19 protein-coding genes and 2 pseudogenes are annotated in these 16,631 nt (G+C 41.4%); 1 reads left to right on the forward strand and 20 read right to left on the reverse strand.

The window, feature by feature from the left end:
• Nucleotides 1-20 precede the first annotated feature (20 nt).
• From BWK47_RS07435 to BWK47_RS07505, 15 genes and pseudogenes are all read right to left on the reverse strand, one after another.
• Nucleotides 21-1,349 (reverse strand): glycosyltransferase, encoded by a 1,329-nt coding sequence (locus tag BWK47_RS07435; RefSeq protein ID WP_162328161.1) that lies wholly within the window; start codon nucleotides 1,347-1,349, stop codon nucleotides 21-23.
• A 132-nt stretch (nucleotides 1,350-1,481) separates the two neighbouring features.
• Nucleotides 1,482-1,679, reverse strand: coding sequence for a UDP-N-acetylglucosamine 2-epimerase (locus BWK47_RS07440; protein ID WP_204250482.1), 198 nt, complete (start codon nucleotides 1,677-1,679; stop codon nucleotides 1,482-1,484).
• A 6-nt stretch (nucleotides 1,680-1,685) separates the two neighbouring features.
• Nucleotides 1,686-2,999 carry a flippase gene (locus tag BWK47_RS07445; RefSeq protein WP_162328163.1) on the reverse strand — a complete coding sequence of 438 codons (1,314 nt, stop codon included), beginning with the start codon at nucleotides 2,997-2,999 and terminating at the stop codon, nucleotides 1,686-1,688.
• A 42-nt stretch (nucleotides 3,000-3,041) separates the two neighbouring features.
• Nucleotides 3,042-4,298 (reverse strand): glycosyltransferase, encoded by a 1,257-nt coding sequence (locus tag BWK47_RS07450; protein ID WP_162328164.1) that lies wholly within the window; start codon nucleotides 4,296-4,298, stop codon nucleotides 3,042-3,044.
• A gap of 5 nt (nucleotides 4,299-4,303) precedes the next feature.
• On the reverse strand, nucleotides 4,304-5,419 hold the full coding sequence (locus tag BWK47_RS07455; RefSeq protein WP_162328165.1) for a hypothetical protein: 1,116 nt from the start codon (nucleotides 5,417-5,419) through the stop codon (nucleotides 4,304-4,306).
• Between the two features lie 176 nt (nucleotides 5,420-5,595).
• Nucleotides 5,596-6,198 carry an acyltransferase gene (locus BWK47_RS07460; RefSeq protein WP_162328166.1) on the reverse strand — a complete coding sequence of 201 codons (603 nt, stop codon included), beginning with the start codon at nucleotides 6,196-6,198 and terminating at the stop codon, nucleotides 5,596-5,598.
• Nucleotides 6,199-6,200: 2 nt separating this feature from the next.
• The gene (locus BWK47_RS07465; protein ID WP_162328167.1) at nucleotides 6,201-6,623 is read right to left on the reverse strand and encodes a DUF29 family protein; all 423 of its coding nucleotides are present in this window, start codon (nucleotides 6,621-6,623) and stop codon (nucleotides 6,201-6,203) included.
• Nucleotides 6,611-7,573 carry a Gfo/Idh/MocA family protein gene (locus BWK47_RS07470; protein ID WP_162328168.1) on the reverse strand — a complete coding sequence of 321 codons (963 nt, stop codon included), beginning with the start codon at nucleotides 7,571-7,573 and terminating at the stop codon, nucleotides 6,611-6,613. The genes BWK47_RS07465 and BWK47_RS07470 overlap by 13 nt, the downstream gene beginning before the upstream one ends.
• Nucleotides 7,570-8,901: a nucleotide sugar dehydrogenase gene (locus tag BWK47_RS07475; protein ID WP_162328169.1), complete on the reverse strand. Its 1,332-nt coding sequence runs from the start codon at nucleotides 8,899-8,901 to the stop codon at nucleotides 7,570-7,572. The genes BWK47_RS07470 and BWK47_RS07475 overlap by 4 nt, the downstream gene beginning before the upstream one ends.
• A 332-nt stretch (nucleotides 8,902-9,233) precedes the next feature.
• Nucleotides 9,234-9,623, reverse strand: a complete 390-nt coding sequence (locus BWK47_RS07480; protein ID WP_162328170.1) for a type II toxin-antitoxin system VapC family toxin — start codon at nucleotides 9,621-9,623, stop codon at nucleotides 9,234-9,236.
• Nucleotides 9,620-9,847, reverse strand: coding sequence for a hypothetical protein (locus BWK47_RS07485; RefSeq protein ID WP_162328171.1), 228 nt, complete (start codon nucleotides 9,845-9,847; stop codon nucleotides 9,620-9,622). Before BWK47_RS07485 ends, BWK47_RS07480 begins: the two co-directional genes overlap by 4 nt.
• Nucleotides 9,848-9,954: 107 nt before the next feature.
• Nucleotides 9,955-10,074: pseudogene (locus BWK47_RS17380) on the reverse strand (ATP-binding cassette domain-containing protein); the annotation flags it as partial.
• Nucleotides 10,075-10,364: 290 nt separating this feature from the next.
• Nucleotides 10,365-10,454, reverse strand: a pseudogene (locus tag BWK47_RS17385) (type II toxin-antitoxin system YoeB family toxin); the annotation flags it as partial.
• Nucleotides 10,455-10,464: 10 nt separating this feature from the next.
• On the reverse strand, nucleotides 10,465-10,728 hold the full coding sequence (locus tag BWK47_RS07500; RefSeq protein ID WP_162328172.1) for a type II toxin-antitoxin system Phd/YefM family antitoxin: 264 nt from the start codon (nucleotides 10,726-10,728) through the stop codon (nucleotides 10,465-10,467).
• A gap of 53 nt (nucleotides 10,729-10,781) precedes the next feature.
• Nucleotides 10,782-10,967, reverse strand: a complete 186-nt coding sequence (locus BWK47_RS07505; protein WP_162328173.1) for a hypothetical protein — start codon at nucleotides 10,965-10,967, stop codon at nucleotides 10,782-10,784.
• A gap of 382 nt (nucleotides 10,968-11,349) precedes the next feature.
• On the opposite strand from BWK47_RS07505, the gene BWK47_RS07510 reads away from it, so the two are divergent.
• Nucleotides 11,350-12,468 carry a tyrosine-type recombinase/integrase gene (locus BWK47_RS07510; RefSeq protein WP_162328174.1) on the forward strand — a complete coding sequence of 373 codons (1,119 nt, stop codon included), beginning with the start codon at nucleotides 11,350-11,352 and terminating at the stop codon, nucleotides 12,466-12,468.
• Here the strand turns inward: BWK47_RS07510 and BWK47_RS07515 are convergent.
• The 5 genes from BWK47_RS07515 to BWK47_RS07535 form a co-directional block, all read right to left on the reverse strand.
• Nucleotides 12,453-12,719 carry a hypothetical protein gene (locus BWK47_RS07515; RefSeq protein ID WP_162328175.1) on the reverse strand — a complete coding sequence of 89 codons (267 nt, stop codon included), beginning with the start codon at nucleotides 12,717-12,719 and terminating at the stop codon, nucleotides 12,453-12,455. The two genes, BWK47_RS07510 and BWK47_RS07515, sit on opposite strands and share 16 nt — an antisense overlap.
• A 13-nt stretch (nucleotides 12,720-12,732) precedes the next feature.
• Nucleotides 12,733-12,969, reverse strand: coding sequence for a hypothetical protein (locus BWK47_RS07520; protein ID WP_162328176.1), 237 nt, complete (start codon nucleotides 12,967-12,969; stop codon nucleotides 12,733-12,735).
• 5 nt (nucleotides 12,970-12,974) lie between these two features.
• Nucleotides 12,975-15,920 (reverse strand): DUF5906 domain-containing protein, encoded by a 2,946-nt coding sequence (locus tag BWK47_RS07525; protein WP_162328177.1) that lies wholly within the window; start codon nucleotides 15,918-15,920, stop codon nucleotides 12,975-12,977.
• A 110-nt stretch (nucleotides 15,921-16,030) separates the two neighbouring features.
• A complete protein-coding gene (locus BWK47_RS07530) occupies nucleotides 16,031-16,225 on the reverse strand; it encodes a hypothetical protein (RefSeq protein ID WP_162328178.1) in 195 nt (64 codons plus the stop codon).
• On the reverse strand, nucleotides 16,222-16,563 hold the full coding sequence (locus tag BWK47_RS07535) for a hypothetical protein (protein WP_162328179.1): 342 nt from the start codon (nucleotides 16,561-16,563) through the stop codon (nucleotides 16,222-16,224). The genes BWK47_RS07530 and BWK47_RS07535 overlap by 4 nt, the downstream gene beginning before the upstream one ends.
• Nucleotides 16,564-16,631 lie beyond the last annotated feature (68 nt).

The following is a 16,631-nucleotide window of genomic DNA, read 5'->3' on the forward strand; positions in this document are numbered from 1 at the left end:
GAACTATAGAAATAGAAGATTTATGTTTCATGAAAAACTTTTTTTTGCTGAGCTTCTATGATGGCTTGAAGCATCTTTTTGGCGAGCTTTTCCCTTGTATACCGGCTTAGAACTTCTTTAGAGGGCGAGTAAACAATGTGCTCTTGATTTAGGATATTATCTATATATTGACTGATATTTTCAGGAGAATTTCCTATGAAGATGCCAGTCCCAGATTCACAAACAAGTCTAGCAGCAGCAGTTTTCGAGCTTTTTCCTAGTACTAAAATAGGGACTCCTGCATACATATATTCGAAAATTTTTCCTGTCAAAATACCTTCATATGAAATATCTTCCCAGTCAAAGAAAAGTAACCCATTGACACTGCGTTGAATTGTTAAAATTTCTTGGTGACTTAGAGCTTTTGGAATTTTTACAAAAGAACAAAGACTATATTTTTGTATTTGTTTGGCAACATCTCCTAGCTGAAAGCCATAAAATAAAACTTCTAGTTCTTTTTGTAGTCCATCTCTCTTTTGATTTAGCAAATAGAGTGCTTTTAAAAAAGGCTCTGTATTTTGCTGGCTCCTGCGAATTGTTCCAGTATATATGAGTCTTATTTTAGCATCTTTAGGGAATGCTTTTTGCTCTAAAGATAGCACTTCTTCAATATCAAAACCATTTTCTATGGTAAATACATGTTTTCCAAATTGAGTGTTTAATTTTTTGTTTAGTGGATCTGAAACTGTTGTAAGAAAGTCTGCTTGAGAGATAAAAAAACTTTCGATCAATTTTTGCAGTACTGAAAATGGAAACTTCGTCCCAAGATAATGAGTCTGAGACCATAAATCTCGATAATCAGCTACCCAAAAAATATCCAGCTTCCTTTTGGTAATGCCTGCAATGATATGTGGTGCTGGTGGACCATGAGTGCTAACAACACAATCAAATTTCCATTCTTGATACAATTCTTGTACTTCCTTTAGGGCCGGTTTTATCCACAAATTTCTAATGCTCAATAAAGACCCTATCCCAATTGAAGCTCGAATAATTTTTGATATTCTTTTCAAATTCTCTATGCAATCAGACTTTGCACTTTTACTAGAAGTGAACAGAAAATCATTTTCTTGCCCAAAACTTTTTTTTGCCTTTAAAAAATCAGGCAAATACTCTATCTCTTTAATTTCAACGTTACTTAATTGAGAGTAATCAAAGTTTTTATTTAGAAATCCATCAATTGGTTCTTTTTGTGTAGTGATGACTTTTACGTCATGTCCCATGCGATTCCAATACTTTGCCCAAGAATAGGGACGTTGAGCACCAATAGTATTGAGCGGTGGAAATTCATGGGTGATAATGAGGATTTTCATATACTGTTAATTTATCCGAAGAAATAGTAGATGATAAGTCGAGTCGCTTTTTTTAACCATAGGGTTTATCTGCATTTGTAGGGTGACGCTGTCTTGAATCACTATTATAGTTGTTCTTGTTTGGTAACTTGATTAATAATGGTAACGGGAACCTGAGATTTCCATTTCCTCGAAAAAGATAGCAGACATATTGTCATCATAATGTTGTCCGGTGTGGACAAGGACTTCCTCTAGGTTGGATGTGTTTTGAATGAGGCGGGAAATAGTGGCAGCTTTAATAAATTGGGGACACACACCAATAATAGCGCCAATTTTCATAACTAAATACATGGATTATTAACGCTGAAGAACTCTTTTAATTAAAGCAAAGTCTTCACGACCAATAACAATAGGTTTCCACCATTTATTTTGACTACATTTACTATACAAATACAATTTTGTCATAGTATTACTAGAGTAAGAAAGTGTTGTTGCAACTGCTGCCCCATTAATTCCAAGCCTTGGAATAAGAATTATATTTGCAATAGCATTGACTGTCACTATTATTAAAGCCGTATACATATTCAGTTCTGGTTTACCTCGCGCAGCAAGGTCATTGGCAAGAATTCTAGAAAAACTACCGCAAACGATTCCTGGTAAAAGTAATAATAGTACCAAGCTGGCTTTAAAATACTCTTCCCCAAAAAGTATCTTAATAAAAAATTCAGAGGTAAAAGCAATAAAAATAGAAAACAAAAATGTTACTAGTAAAACCCAGCGAGCAATAATAGGAGTTAGAGCACGGCGCTTGATTTCATCTTCATGAAGTTCGGATAGCCGGGGGAGAAGAACAGTACTAACAGCTCCGGAAAATATCCATAAACGTTCTGCAATCTGAACGGCAATAACATAAATCCCTGTTGCAACTGGATCAAGAAAAAAATTAACTAAAAAGATGTCAAGCCTATAATTTAAAAATGCCAAAATATTACTGAGATGAGCTTTCCATCCGTAACTTAGACTCTTTTTAGTTTGTTCTTTAAGAGCCATTACAGAATCTTTGTCTGCCAAGTATGGCCGCAAAAAATAAATCGTGAGAAAGAGACTAGATATTTGAGATAATCCATATCCAATTACTGCTCCTAAAACATTAAGTTTCAACAACCAAATTATAACTAAAATAAAAATAAAGTTTATTATAGGAGTGATGATCAAAATTTTATTAAAGCGATCAAAATCTTGAATTCCCTGAAGTAGACTCAAAGAAAAAGATTGTATTAGGCTGACTGGAAATACAATCAAGGAAACCCATAGTAGTAAATTAGGGACTTTTGGAAAGAGATAATCTCCCAAGAAGAAAATTATCAATATTCCAGAAAATAAACCTAATAAAGATATCATTCCAGACAACAGTAAATTTAAGTAAAATGCATCTTTTAGAGATATTTCATTTCGACTAATAAAATAAACATTTGCTGGTGCAATCCCTAAATTCAAAAAGCTTGTTAATAGCGTGGGAAGTAAAATAGCTAAAGCATATAAACCATTTCCCTCTGGGCCTAAGGTTCGGGCTAAAAAAACACTTAAACCCAAACTAATAACTATACTAATCAGTTGACGAAAAAATGTGAATATAATATTTCGAGATAAGTTTGTCAATTTAAAATCCATAAATCGCAATATTTTATAGATATAATCCCAAAAAACAGTTATTTACTTTGCTAAGTTATACATAAATAAACCATAATTGATTTCGGCATTATATTTCCTGAACCAATCTTTTTTACTTTTTATGCGCTTATCTCGTTTTTTATGATTATCGACAATAAAACTTTGTAGAGATTTGGCAATAGTTTCAGCTGTAGGATTTGCTGGCAATAAAATACCATTGTTATTATTAACTATTTCTGGTGTTCCTCCGACAGAAGTTGCTATTACTGGAATTCCATAGCTTTGAGCTTCCATTATTGAGACTGGTATTCCTTCAGATTCACTGAGATTTATAAAAACATCTACTGACTTTGTTCTATAAAATTCAAGTATTTGGTGATTTTCAATTTGTCCGCTAAAATAAGTTTTAATAGACGATGGCAATTTATTTTTTGCATGTAACTCGACACTACTACGCAATACTCCATCACCAAAGTGATACCATTCAATTAACAGATTAGGATGTAGTTGGCACAAGAATGATATCCCGTCGATAATTAGTTCAACTCGTTTAACTGGCACAATAAAAGAGCATGAAACTATTCTAAAAATTTGCTCATTAGGATAAGGATTAATTGATTTAGGATCATTAACTCCCAATCTAAATAATCGATACTTATAAGTTAAATTTGGGTATTTATATTCCAAGTATTTTTTGCCATGTTCAGAGATGCAAAATAAAGTATCCAGAGATTTAATTGTAAGAGGACGAAGAGGAATATACTTTGTTTCCTGTTTTTCTTCATATAAATCAAATCTATGAGCTCTTGAGACAAATTTAATTTCTGGATATACTTTTTTAATAAAAAATGCCGATAAAGATTGATGAGTCAACCAATATGTATATACGACAGTGGATTTGGGATTAATCTCCTGTTGCTCTATGTATCTAGCGAGCCATTGATAAGTTCTATTAGCTTCTCCTACGTATATAACTAATTGTTTTAAAGCTGTTACTTGAAAAATAGATAGTAGTCGATGTGTAATTTCTTTGTAAAAAAGAAAACAAGTAAGAGCATTAAAAAAAATATTAATCTTCCACCTTATTTTGTTGCTTTTTTTTATGGCTAATTCCTTTGCGATTATTGTTTTTTTGTTAAGATTCCGTTTTTTATTGCCAGGAATAAAGGAAGGAACAATATATACATTTTTGAAGTTGGATTCGATATATTTGATTTCTGTTTCTAAAAATTGCTCTCCAGAGCCGTAGGGAAAAGATGATGTAAATAAAATAACTGTGTCTCTTGATGAAATTTTCATGATAATCAAGTCATATTTCTAATTATTGATGCGACTTTATCCTTAAATTTTGAATGTTCAATTCTCAATGGTATTACAATAAGAAAGCAACTAGATTGAGATAATGCTTGCAGTGCTAATTCTCGCCAGCGTATTAGTATGTTTTGCAAACTAGTATATGGCTCTTTATCTTGTAAATAAGAGTTGAATTGATGCCACAAAATATGGTTATTGAAAATATTATATTCAGCTTCAATAATGGGTAGACTCATATGAACTGCAACTTCATGACTGATTTTGCTCACTTGTATCTCGTCTTGTTCAGCTCTAGCTAAAATTAGATATTTTTTAACCAATCCACCCTCTTGACTAAATGAGTCATATAATTTTTCAGGAGAAATCCTTCTTCGAACTTTATTTTTTCCTCGTTTTTGATTTAGAGCCCAGTGCAATCTATTTGTCAAACTGGAATTCAAAAATAGTTTCTTAGTTAATTTATCGTTGTTTTCTAGATTATAGGCATATATTTTAGGATAAGCCAAATTAGACCATATCCATCCGTTTTGGGAAGCAACACAAATATCATCAGATACAAATTGAAATCCATGTTTCAAACATAGCTCTAACTCCAAAGATGTTTTTCCTACTCCTCCAGTCCCTCCAATTAATATGACATCACTTTTTGAAGATTTTAAAGCTGAGGCATGGAGTAAGAACTGATTCGTTTGGAAATAAACTGAAGGAATTAAAACTAATTCATGAAAAATTTGACCAATGCTTTCTTCAACCGAACAATACTGAATGCTTCTAAGTTTTTGAATATATTTTTTTATCTTTGATGAGCTAGGTTTGATGATGAAATTTATTCTTTTTAGATTTTTGTTATCAAACAGAAACTCAACCTGAGATGAACCAAAATTTGCAATGAATCCGTTATCCAATTCTTGGTGAATAGAAGGATTGGTAAAACCTTGATTAACATAGTACTGGTGTGATTGACAAAAAATGTCTAAGTCTGGATTTTTGTCTTGTGCTATGATTGGATATAGCGACAGTTCTTTTTGCAAAACTGAGCTACCAAATGAATTGTCAAAATTGACACGAATTAGTTTTCCAAAAATGTCATAAATTTTACTTGTCATTTTTATGATTGTTGTGAATTGAATGATATTTGCGAAACTTTGTTGTGACGAATCTTTAATGGAATAGATTGGCTTCAGGTAATTTTTTAAAATTTTAAAAATTTGAATTTACGCTTAAATAACTAAAATAGGTTTGCTTTTTTTATACAACTATTAAGATATATCAATCATACAAATTAAATTACTCTCTCAACATTAGCTGTTGATATTTGCTTATATATGATTCCTTGGGAATCCACTGCCCAACCAATCGTATCAAACTCTAACACATCCCCATAGGCACTCATCCACCCAACCAAACGTGCCGGAACCCCAGCCACCATTCCATAGGCCGGAACGTCTTTCGTGACTACGGCCCCTGCCGCCACAAAAGCACATTCATGGAGCGTCACCCCACACACAATCGTTGCATTTGCCCCAATACTTGCGCCTCGTTTTATTACAGTTAAACCATAGTCATCACTCGTATTGCGCGGAAACTCAGACCGGGGCGTTTTCACATTCGTAAAGACCATGCTGGGGCCACAGAACACATAGTCCTCCAAAATAACCCCCTCATAAAGAGACACATTATTCTGAATCTTACAACCGTTGCCGATCGCCACTCGATTCGCCACAAACACATTTTGCCCCAGGGAACAATCCCGGCCAATCTTTGCTCCACCCATCACATGGGAAAAATGCCAAATTTTTGTGCCTGCGCCAATCTCTGCACCAGGGTCAATATAAGCTGACTCATGGGCAAAATAATCACTGATTTTTTCTTGTTGTTCGTTCATATTTAGTTCATAAGCTGGTCTAAAGCGGCTGCCAGAATTTCATTTTTGTTCACCTGGGCCTCTAGCTCCACAGCCGAATACTTACCCTCAAAAGCCTCTAGGGCCGCCTTCCGGATCGCCGTATCAAAAGCATCCTCCAAAATTTCCTCTAACTCCGCTCGATTCGCATAAACGCCTCCAGCCTTACGCCGCTTGTTCGTCCGTTGAATAGCCTTTGCCGCATTATAAATCAAAAAATCCCAAGAGCGGGTCGTCCGATCTTCCGCCGCCTGTTTAATCAGATGCAGGAGCAAAATCACCCCATAAATATAAATTTTATTAAGCTTGTCCTCCTTCGACATTTCCTCCATTTCCTCGATGAGCGCGAGGGCATCCCGATAATTTTCCGTTTCGATATATTGCCGTAACATTGTCAGCTCTTCCATGGGATTTCCCCCTCCAAATCATGCTGAACCTGCTCTAATATGTTAACCACTGCCACCCCATTCCAACCATCGGAGCGGGGGGGGTGTCGCTGTTCAATGCAGTCGAGAAAATGTTGGCATTCTTGCCGTAGCGGTGGGGGACTGTCAAATTTCGCTAACCAACTGCCCCGATCCTGATTTTGCAGAGCCTGATCCACCGTTTTTTGGTAAACCGTCACCTGACCAGACACCTCCTCATAGACCAGCATCTCCTGGGAACCAATCACCGTTGTTTTCCGTTCCAGTAAAGGCGCATACCAAGAACAGTGAATATGGGCGGTTTGTCCCCCGGCAAAAGTTAAGGCCACATCTACATCATCCGCCACCCTGGGTTGGAGCATTGCCCGTCCCGCCGCCTTCACCTGTTTTAACTTAGGCTGTCCGAGTAATTCCAAGACCACAGAAACATCATGGGGTGCAAACGACCACCAGACATTTTCCTCGCGCCTGACCCGTCCCAACTTAGTTCGCCGTGTTGACACATGCAGAACTTTCCCTGCTTTACCCATCGCCAAGTAGTTTCGCATCCAGGCGATCGCCCCTTGATAGAGCAACAAGTGACCAACCATCAAGATCCGCCCCTGCTGATCCGCATACTCTGCCAATGCCTGAGCCTCAGACGCTTTAAGGGTCATCGGCTTTTCCACAAAAACATCTTTCCCCGCCTCTAAGACCGCCAGAGCTAAGGAATAGTGGGTTGGTGCGGGAGTCGCAATGACAATCCCTTGGGCTTCACTGCCCAGAGCTTTTTGAAAATCCGCATAAACTTCTAAATCAGGATATTGCTGGACAACTTTTTCTCGAAGCTCCGTAGACAATTCGACAACTCCAGCCAATGCTCCCAACTCATAAAAATTTTGGACGAGGTTTTTGCCCCAGTGGCCAGCCCCAACAACGATCACTCGACTCATAACAACGTCACCTTATCTTTGTCACAGTTCAAATGGCGCGTCACTCCCCGCGTATCCAGCACTGCCTGGGCCTGCTTGACCACATTGCCATAATCCAATTGGCTATGATCCGTCGTAATTACCACCAAATCAACTGCCTGAAGCAACTCATCCGTGAGATTAACCGAGGTAAACCCCTGGCCATTCACCTCAATTTCTGGCACATAGGGATCATGAAAAAGGAGACTTACTCCATCTTGGGCAAGCCGCTCCATCAAGGCGATCGCCGGTGATTCTCGACAATCCCCCAAATCTTTTTTGTAAGCCACCCCCAAAATTAAGACCTGAGATTTTGAGGGCGCTACCCCAACCCGATTCAAAATCCGCCAAATTTTGTCCGTCACAAACTCCGGCATCCGACGGTTAATTTCTCCGGCTAAGGCAATAAAATGGGTTTCAAAATTATATTCTTTCGCTTTCCACTCCAGATAATGGGGATCAATCGGAATACAGTGACCACCGACCCCAGGCCCCGGATAAAATGGCATCATCCCAAAGGGTTTTGTATTGGCCGCATCCAGCACTTCCCACACATCAATTCCGAGGCGATCGCACAACATTGCCAACTCATTCACAAGGGCAATATTCACCGCCCGAAACGTATTCTCAAAGACTTTGACCAACTCTGCGGCCTTAGCACTGGTCACCGGCACCACATGATCGATAGTTTGGGAGTAAAACAACATCGCCGCCTCTAAAGAGTTAGGATCAGAAGCCCCTACCACCTTATTTGTATTTTTAGTGGTGTAGCGCTTATTGCCTGGATCGACCCGCTCCGGTGAGTGGGCCAGAAAAAAATCTTTCCCTTGTCGCAAACCACTAATCCCTTCCAAAAGGGGGCCCATTACCTCATCCGTTGTCCCTGGATAGGTCGTGGACTCAAGGGTAACCAGTTGTCCTGGCTTTAAATGTTCAGCAATTTGTTGGGTCACACTTTCTATATAGGACAGATTCGGCGTGAGATTTTGAGTTAATGGTGTTGGCACACAAATGACGACCACATCTAGATCTGGAATCGCCGTAAAATTTTCGACGGCCCTAAGGCGACCACTTTTAACAAGTTGCTGTAACGCCTCATCCTCTACGTCAGGAATATAATTTTCAGCGGCGTTGATTTTGGCTGTTCGTGCGGGATTTTGTTCAATCCCGATAACATGAAAACCGACTTTAGCCTTCTCAACCGCAAAGGGTAAACCAACATAGCCAAGTCCGACAACACCAACTGTTGCGGTACGCCCAATAATTTTTTTTTTCAATTGAGCAAGAATCAGAGAATTTGCTGTGACCACGGCTAAAATTTATTTCTTCTAAGATAGTTGGGGCGTTAGTTATTTCATCTACATGCAATATAACTAATTCAATTAATAAATGGATATCATCATAGACTAAAATAAGTTTTTGCGAGACTTGTAGCTTTTATGGCCGTCTCGGCTTTGATTCTAAACATATATACTTTGCCAATTTTCCACCCAGATCATTACGTCCGACATAGGAATCCCAATCGAGAACCGACACCTAACAGTGTACCCAATCCTTCCCTAAAGGCGATCGATCGTCATAAACTGTTACTCTAGACTGGCTAATAGAACAAGTGGATGATGGTCTCAATCTAAACATTTGTCTATACCAGCTTATTTTTTATCTCCTCATATCGAGGAAACTTTTGATCAGCCGACATTAAATAGGCATCAAAAAATATTGCGGTAGCAATAATCAGACGATCATGGGGATCTCGATGGTGCTCTGGCAGTTCAACCGCAATTTCAGCAATTTTGGGAGTAATAGGAAGCAATAAAATAGCCGATCCTACGAGAGCTTTTTCAAACCATTCTGTTTTATTTTGAGGCAAGATAATCCGGTTATTATGGTTAAGCCAAGCCACCTCAAAGCAGCTGATAGCAGTGACAGCAAGATCGCTATGTTGTTCTAACATATCTAGTCTTCTCTTTCCCAATAAATCAAAATTTCCATTAACCCACCAAAGCCAAATATGAGTATCCATCACAATCATTGCAAAATTTCCCAATCCTGTTCGGGGACACTATCAAAAACATTACCAACTATTTGGACTTGGCCTACCAAATCAGGATGAGGTTGATTAACTAAAGAATCTAATTTATTAATATCTTCAACAACCAGAAAAATACTTTCTATCCTTTTATTTGGAGGAAGCTTAGGAGGATTTTTTATGTTTCCCAGTTCGTCAGTTTCTAAAATGATATGTTGAGATTGCATAGTCTTTTGCCTATAAAAAATGAATATTCTCCAGGCTGGTTAGTTCAGGATTAAACCCCGTACCCACTTCATAATAAACTCGCCACCCGGCCATGGAGCTCAACCCTACCCGTGGTAGGTTCCGTAATGCGGCTCAAGATTTTCAGTAACGTCGATTTCCCTGCCCCGTTACGACCAATGATGCCGACGCATTCCCCCCGCTTCACCTCAAAAGATACATCCTTCAACGCCCAAAATTCTTCTTGGGTTGGACGGCGATCGCCTTTGTCCCGGCCCGTAAACCGCTTTACCAGGGACTTGGCCCCATCTGCTAGCACATCCCGCAACGCGACATAATTGGACCGTCCTTCTGCTTGGTGGCCAATCATGTACTTTTTGCCTAAATTTTCCACCCGGATCATCACGTCCGACATAGGAATCCTAATCCAAAACCGACACTCATCAGCTTACCCAACAAACCCCCAACCCTTAACACTCGTAACAAACCGTTACTTGATTGACCGAAATACGGTTAATGCTATCGGTAATGATAACGACAATTGACAACACGAATGAAATCATCGGTAACTTCGTAAACTAGGCGATGCTCTTTGCCTGCGGATCTAAAACAACTTCCTTCATAGTCCTAAGTCATTTTTTACTTTTGTCCACGATGTAGCTTGATCAATTGATCGACTAGCGGCAGTTAATAACTTTTCAGCATTAACAGGGTTACTCAACAGATAAACAGTTTCCATCAAACTACGGTAATCTTGCTCAGATATAATAACAGCTCGTAAAGAATTCGGAAGCTCTAGACAGAGAGGCTCTTGCTCATTACCTATTTTTTCTACCAAAGTGGGCAGTTTTTCAGAGAATTGTTGATAATTAATGGTTTCCATTTTTAATCCTTGTAAATATTGATCAAATTTGCTACTTAATTTATCTTATTTCATCAATTGGAGAGGAGGGAACTATTTTGGCGATCGCCTTTTTCCCGGCCCATAAACCGCTTTACCAGGGACTTGGCCCCATCTGTCAGTACATCCCGCAACAACCCATAATTGGACCGTCCTTCTGCTTGGTGGCCAATCATGTACTTTTTGCCTAAATTTTCTACCCGGATCATCACGTCCGACATAGGAATTCTAATTTAGAGCCGACAATCATTAGCTTACCCAACAAACTCCCAACCCTTAACACTCGCAACAAACCGTTACCCTAAACCAGTTAGATAATTTGCTAAATCTGCCATTACCGTAAAATTAAACAACGTCTCCCCCAAATATGTCACCGGTGACCAACACAGCGTGTCGCCGCACAGTTATATAAGGAGTTTGGTTATGCCAGGAGGCGGACTTGAACCGCCGACACGAGGATTTTCAGAACTCGTACATAAATTATAAGAATCTATATTTATTGGGGCTTTCAGCGTTTTTACTCTGAGAGCTTTTAGCATTTATGGCAGTTTTATGGCAGATTTTAGGACAAGCCGTTCTAAGTTTTGCGAGGAATTTTGCCCCATGCCCAAGAAAATTACCCCACTGAATAACAACGGGGCCATCTTGCTCCGGTGGTCATTTCAGAAAAAACGCTATGCCCTAACCCCGGTTCCTGGGGGACGGTTTGATAGTGCCCTCGACCTGAAGCGGGCGGAAGCCGTGGCCAATTTAATCAGTGCCGATATTGCCATGGGCCAATTTGACCCAACCTTGGCCAAGTATGGGGGAAGCTTGCACAAAACCCAGTTGGCGATCGACGATGCCCAGGCCAGATTGGCGGAATTACGACAGCAACGCTCGGAGGCAGATTTAAGGGAGCTGTGGCAAAAGTACAAGGCTTTCAAGGCTCCCCAGTTGGCCCCCACCACGCTCAAGATTGACTACGGACGACGGATGAATTTCTTGGACAAGCTGGAAGATTCCCGGTTATCCCAAGCGATCGCCATTCGGGATTGGATTGTGGCTAACACCACGACGGAACAGGCCAAGAAGATTCTGCAAAATCTCAATGCTTGCTGTGAGTGGGCGGTGAAGTCTGAGCTAATTGAGATTAATCCTTTCCAGGGCATGGCGGGGGAAATTCACGTTAAGCATGACGAGGAAGACATTAACCCATTCAATCCCCTGGAAAAGGAGGCAATCATTCAGGGTTTTTACTCCAGTCCCCACTATGGGCATTATGGGCGGTTGGTGGATTTCCTTTTTGCCACTGGTTGCCGGCCCTCGGAGGCAATACCGCTGGAATGGGGAGATTTACGGGGCAATAAGTTGACTTTCCAACGGACTTACAGCGATGGGGAGCTTTCCTCCCGGCTCAAGACTCAAAAAAAACGGACGATCATCCTCAATGAAAGGGCGATCGCCGCTGTGGGGTGTTCTATAAGTACTGCTCTTATTTTTCCATCACCGGAAGGGAAGCTTATAGATTGGCACAATTTTGCTAACCGTGCCTGGCCACAGGTGCTTGGACAATTCCCAGAGATAGAATACCGAAACCCCAAGCAAACCCGCCACACTTTCATCACTGAACGGATTTTGGCGGGGGATTCCCCGGCGGATGTGAGCCGTTATGTTGGTAACTCACCGGGGACTATTTACCGCAATTACCTGGGGGCTAGTCGGAGCTATTCACCGGACTGATCAAGAAAATACTTATTTCGCCAGTTTGTTAAGACAGATATTGCTGATTTGTAGTCTTCTTCACTGTAGCCTTGCGACCGAGCTTCATCTGACAAATACTTTTCTTGTGCAAACTCTATGATTTCTTGATCTGAAACACTGCCTGCCATTTCAGCAAAAGCTTCAAGTAAGACAGGATTTGCAAATCCATAAACTTCTGCACAATGAATCAATTCGAGGATGTCGGATAAATCAACGTTAATTGTTTTCATAATTACCTGGGGGCTAGTCGGAGCTATTCACCGGATTAATCTGTTTGGCCAGTCTGGCTTCCTCAATAGATGCGGCAACCACCATTAAGAGAATATCAAGTACTTCCAACTCATCTTGATTTTCTAGAAGGTTGGCGATCTTCGCTACAAACTGCGGATCTGATTTTCCCTCGTGAAGCATTTGGGCACATTTAATCAAAAGGTAGGGCGATCGCCCTAAGAATTTGTCAACGCTCGGGGAATTGTCCATTTTCATCAGTTCCAACTCTCCATGTAATTGATTAAATCAAGCTGTTCTGACTCTTCAAGTTGCATAAAGCCAGCTTTACCATATCTTTCATGGCAAATACGCTTCATTTCTGCTTCATCCCACTTTAAGCGAGCCATTTCAGCTTTTATTGCCCTTCCAATCACCTTTTGAACGTCGGTTAATTCCACTTTTTTCCCGTTGGAAACTTCTGGTGAGGTATAAACCCCCTCAAATTGCTTCAACTGCTTCAACCTTGCTTCCTGAGAGACTTCTGAGGTTGTAACTGCTTCAACATTTGCTTCAACCACTGCTTCAACCATTTCTAACTGCTTTATTTCTTCTTTTTCTTCTTCTTTATTTTGTTGAAGAGAGTTGAAGGAAGTTGAAGAAGAGGTTGAAGCTGTAACCCCTACAGAATAAGAGGTTGAAGCAGTTGAAGCAGTTTTATCTAGTTTGAGTCCAGCAAGATAAAAAGCACCGGTACGAGAATTTTTCATCGTCTCCCGTTGCTTGGTGATTTTCGGGAATAATTGACTAAAAGCATCGAAAATTTGGTTAGCTCCCTTGATTGGACGGTCAAAACGTTTTAATTGCTCGTGCCAGATTAATTTAGGTCGTCCTTTGTCCGTCTCAGGCTGAATTACTTCTAACGTTCCATTGGCTTCATACCATTCACGCAGTATCAACCACAGATCAGATATGTAAATTTTTTCGCCTTGGGCTTCGACAATGCCCATTTCCTCCACAAATTCCCAGAGGTGATTGGATTTTTTGCGAATTTCATGGAAGTAATGATCCAGCCCTTCATAGGGGATGCCATCTTTGGCGATCGCCGGAATTTCGGCAAGGACACGATTCAGGAAGGCGGGGGAAACATTTTCTTCCACCCATTGGGGGTCATATTTAAAGCGGGGGTCAGCTTGCATTTCCCGGTCGTCATCAGGGTTGGGATTGCGCTTAAAGGATTTCTGGAAGCGAATCACACAAAACCGTGAGGTCATGGCATTCAGGGAACCATCCATGCGGGGGGCTTCGTTGACGTTGAAGAAAAAGACCGCATTGGGGCGGATTGTGCGCTCATCCCTGCCCTTGGGGTTGATTTTGACCTGTTCCCCAGATATGAGCCGGAATAGGGATTTTAGTTTTTCCACCTTGTATTGGTCGCTGTTTTCCGATGCCCAGCTCACTAGGGCCCCGTCCAAATCTGCTAGGCCACCGATTTGGCCTTGCTCAAATTGGTAGAAATTGTTCAGGGCAGTATCCACCATGAATTGGCCAAAAATCTGTTCAACCACTAACCGCAGGGAGTCCTTACCGTTTTCCCCGACCCCTTCTAGGAATAAAGCCCGGGGGCGGCCGGTGAAGCGGCGGAAATTTTCCAGGTCAAACGCCAGGGCCACGGATCGCAGGAAAATGGTCTGCTCTGCCGGCGAGATACAACTCAGAAGGCGATCGCAGTTTTCGGGGTTGGCGTTGGGGTCATATTTGACGGGGGAGCAATAGGTATAGAAAACTTTGGGGCTGTGGGGTTCTATCACCGGCTTTGGTTTTGCCCCATCCCATTGGATAATCAGCCGACCATTGGCCAGGTTTATCCCCGGTGGATTAATTAGCTCATCTTTGACCCGTTTGCGCTTGAGCGTCCATTCATAAGCCCCATTGATGGAAGTGGGGGATAGATGGGCGGCCACCCATTTCCCATACTTCCCCTTCACTGGATTTTGATAAGCCCATTCAATTAAAAGGGCTTCGGCTTCGGCACGGCTAAATTTTTCGTAGTATTGCCCGTTGTAGCGGTAAAGGGACAGCTTCGATTCATCCCCAAAGCTGATATATTCCGCATCCGAAAAGCAGTCAAGGTAAGCTTTTTCTTTCCAAGAAACAGCCGGATCTTTGTAGGATTCCCCTTTGCCTTCCTGGCCCGGTATGCCCTCGTCATCATCGTAATATTCGCTGGGTTCCTGCAATGGGGCTGACGTTGAAACCTCGATTTTTTTGGCTTCTGATTTCATTGCATCCCGCCACCATTGGGGATAATCCCAGCCAATAGCCCTGGCATGGTGAACCAGAGTGCCAATTCCAAAATCACCCTTGCTGCTGGGAATAATTTGTTGCCAGTTCCGCTCTGGGGAGTGGGCGGCCATCATCATGATTGCTTCCGGCTCGCTGAAAATATTTTTCAGGGCCACGGCAATTTCTCTATATTCTGCGTAGGTTCCGCTACCGTTAACCGTGGGCGGTAAACATTCGAGAATTTCCAGGGCCAGAGCCTTATCCCTTTCCAAATCCTCAAGGGGGGCGGCGATCGCCTTTTTACTTGGTTTGGATTTTGACTTTTGTGGGGGCAGTGGGAAATGGTCTGTCAAATTTGGTACCCGCATTGATGAGGATGCCAAAGCTTGCTCAATTTCTGCTTGGCTATAGCGGTGATCGGTGGGGTTGATCAGCTCACACTTAACCGGCTCTTCCCCTGGTTTGATATGCCAACCCCCGGCAACTCGCAAAATCCGACTAGGATTTTTCAGCGTGCGATCAGCATCCAAGAGATTTAGTAAATTGGACTGAAGAATTTTCCAGTCTTCCACTGAGATGGGTTCACTCAAAACCCAATAACAATGGATAGATTTTCTGGTTCTAACCTGAAAAGTAGGCTCCAAAAATCCCTTGTTTTCCCATAGCTCTTCCTGTTCTTCTAAGCTCCTATCGTCCCATTCGGCAAAGAACGCTCTACAGGTGGAAATTTCCTTATCTGTTTGTCCTCCACCATTGACTACAAAATACAGTCCTTTATTGGCATTTTGTTCCTGTAAAATATTTGGTAAAGTCCTCTGCTTTTTCACGGCAGAACCCTTGCCACCCTTGGGTGGAAACTCCCGATAGTAGATAGTATCTCCGTCGTTATAACCTAATGCTTTGAGTTGCAAATAATGTTGTGTAGTATCGATTTGCATGGTATAATTATCGCCAAGTGAAGTGTACGGTAAAAGATTCCAAAACCAGCAGTGCAAAACGGTGGTTTATAGGGAAGGGAAGGCGTTAAACCCTCCCTTTTTTTTTTGTCTTATTGTTCTAAAAATTTGGTCCAAGCTTCAATCAGCTTTGCTCCCATTTCGTTGTCGATATAAAGCATTCCCTCGTTAAGGAAATCTACTCGTACTGAATCCTTAAAAAAATCTTGCTGGATAACAACAATACGAGAAAGGTCAATTAATATCCTTTCCTCGTCTGTTTGTTCTTTAAAAAGTCTTCCCTTCATTCCCCTACCTCCCCCACCAAATGGGCATTGTGAGCTGCATCAGCCAGATAGGTATCAATTAACAGGGCTGATTTGATGAGGGGAAAACTTGGTATGCCATTGGGAATGAATTCCCCAGCGTGGTAACTGGCATACTTGGCCGTTTGGTGGACTGACCAGGCCCGCTCCAGGCGTTGAGCTTCTGTCAAATCGATATACACCGTTTCCCCATCCACCAAGTCAACCGAGCCAACATCATGGGCTGGGCAGATGGTGAGCTGGCTAATGGCATCTAGGTTGAGAATCTTAATCACGCCGTCGGGCAACTGACAGCGGAAAAGTGAGTAATGGAGGTTCATAGGGGAAAAGGGGCCATTGCCCCATTGCAGTAGGAGATAACGGAGCGGTTCCCACAGATTCCCAGCGA

The organism is Synechocystis sp. CACIAM 05 (genome assembly GCF_010222815.1).
In the GTDB taxonomy this organism is placed as follows: Bacteria; Cyanobacteriota; Cyanobacteriia; order Cyanobacteriales; family Microcystaceae; genus Synechocystis.

Excerpts from the sequence above, each read along its gene's own strand:
- BWK47_RS07435 (WP_162328161.1), bottom strand. The coding sequence starts at position 1,349 with ATGAAAATCCTCATTATCACCCATGAATTTCCACCGCTCAATACTATT.
- BWK47_RS07500 (WP_162328172.1), bottom strand. The coding sequence starts at position 10,728 with ATGGAAACCATTAATTATCAACAATTCTCTGAAAAACTGCCCACTTTG.
- BWK47_RS07480 (WP_162328170.1), bottom strand. The coding sequence starts at position 9,623 with ATGATTGTGATGGATACTCATATTTGGCTTTGGTGGGTTAATGGAAAT.
- BWK47_RS07520 (WP_162328176.1), bottom strand. The coding sequence starts at position 12,969 with ATGGACAATTCCCCGAGCGTTGACAAATTCTTAGGGCGATCGCCCTAC.
- BWK47_RS07445 (WP_162328163.1), bottom strand. The coding sequence starts at position 2,999 with ATGGATTTTAAATTGACAAACTTATCTCGAAATATTATATTCACATTT.
- BWK47_RS07535 (WP_162328179.1), bottom strand. The coding sequence starts at position 16,563 with ATGAACCTCCATTACTCACTTTTCCGCTGTCAGTTGCCCGACGGCGTG.
- BWK47_RS07510 (WP_162328174.1), top strand. The coding sequence starts at position 11,350 with ATGCCCAAGAAAATTACCCCACTGAATAACAACGGGGCCATCTTGCTC.
- BWK47_RS07460 (WP_162328166.1), bottom strand. The coding sequence starts at position 6,198 with ATGAACGAACAACAAGAAAAAATCAGTGATTATTTTGCCCATGAGTCA.
- BWK47_RS07525 (WP_162328177.1), bottom strand. The coding sequence starts at position 15,920 with ATGCAAATCGATACTACACAACATTATTTGCAACTCAAAGCATTAGGT.
- BWK47_RS07440 (WP_204250482.1), bottom strand. The coding sequence starts at position 1,679 with ATGTATTTAGTTATGAAAATTGGCGCTATTATTGGTGTGTGTCCCCAA.
- BWK47_RS07450 (WP_162328164.1), bottom strand. The coding sequence starts at position 4,298 with ATGAAAATTTCATCAAGAGACACAGTTATTTTATTTACATCATCTTTT.
- BWK47_RS07515 (WP_162328175.1), bottom strand. The coding sequence starts at position 12,719 with ATGAAAACAATTAACGTTGATTTATCCGACATCCTCGAATTGATTCAT.
- BWK47_RS07465 (WP_162328167.1), bottom strand. The coding sequence starts at position 6,623 with ATGGAAGAGCTGACAATGTTACGGCAATATATCGAAACGGAAAATTAT.
- BWK47_RS07505 (WP_162328173.1), bottom strand. The coding sequence starts at position 10,967 with ATGTCGGACGTGATGATCCGGGTAGAAAATTTAGGCAAAAAGTACATG.
- BWK47_RS07455 (WP_162328165.1), bottom strand. The coding sequence starts at position 5,419 with ATGACAAGTAAAATTTATGACATTTTTGGAAAACTAATTCGTGTCAAT.
- BWK47_RS07485 (WP_162328171.1), bottom strand. The coding sequence starts at position 9,847 with ATGCAATCTCAACATATCATTTTAGAAACTGACGAACTGGGAAACATA.
- BWK47_RS07470 (WP_162328168.1), bottom strand. The coding sequence starts at position 7,573 with ATGAGTCGAGTGATCGTTGTTGGGGCTGGCCACTGGGGCAAAAACCTC.
- BWK47_RS07530 (WP_162328178.1), bottom strand. The coding sequence starts at position 16,225 with ATGAAGGGAAGACTTTTTAAAGAACAAACAGACGAGGAAAGGATATTA.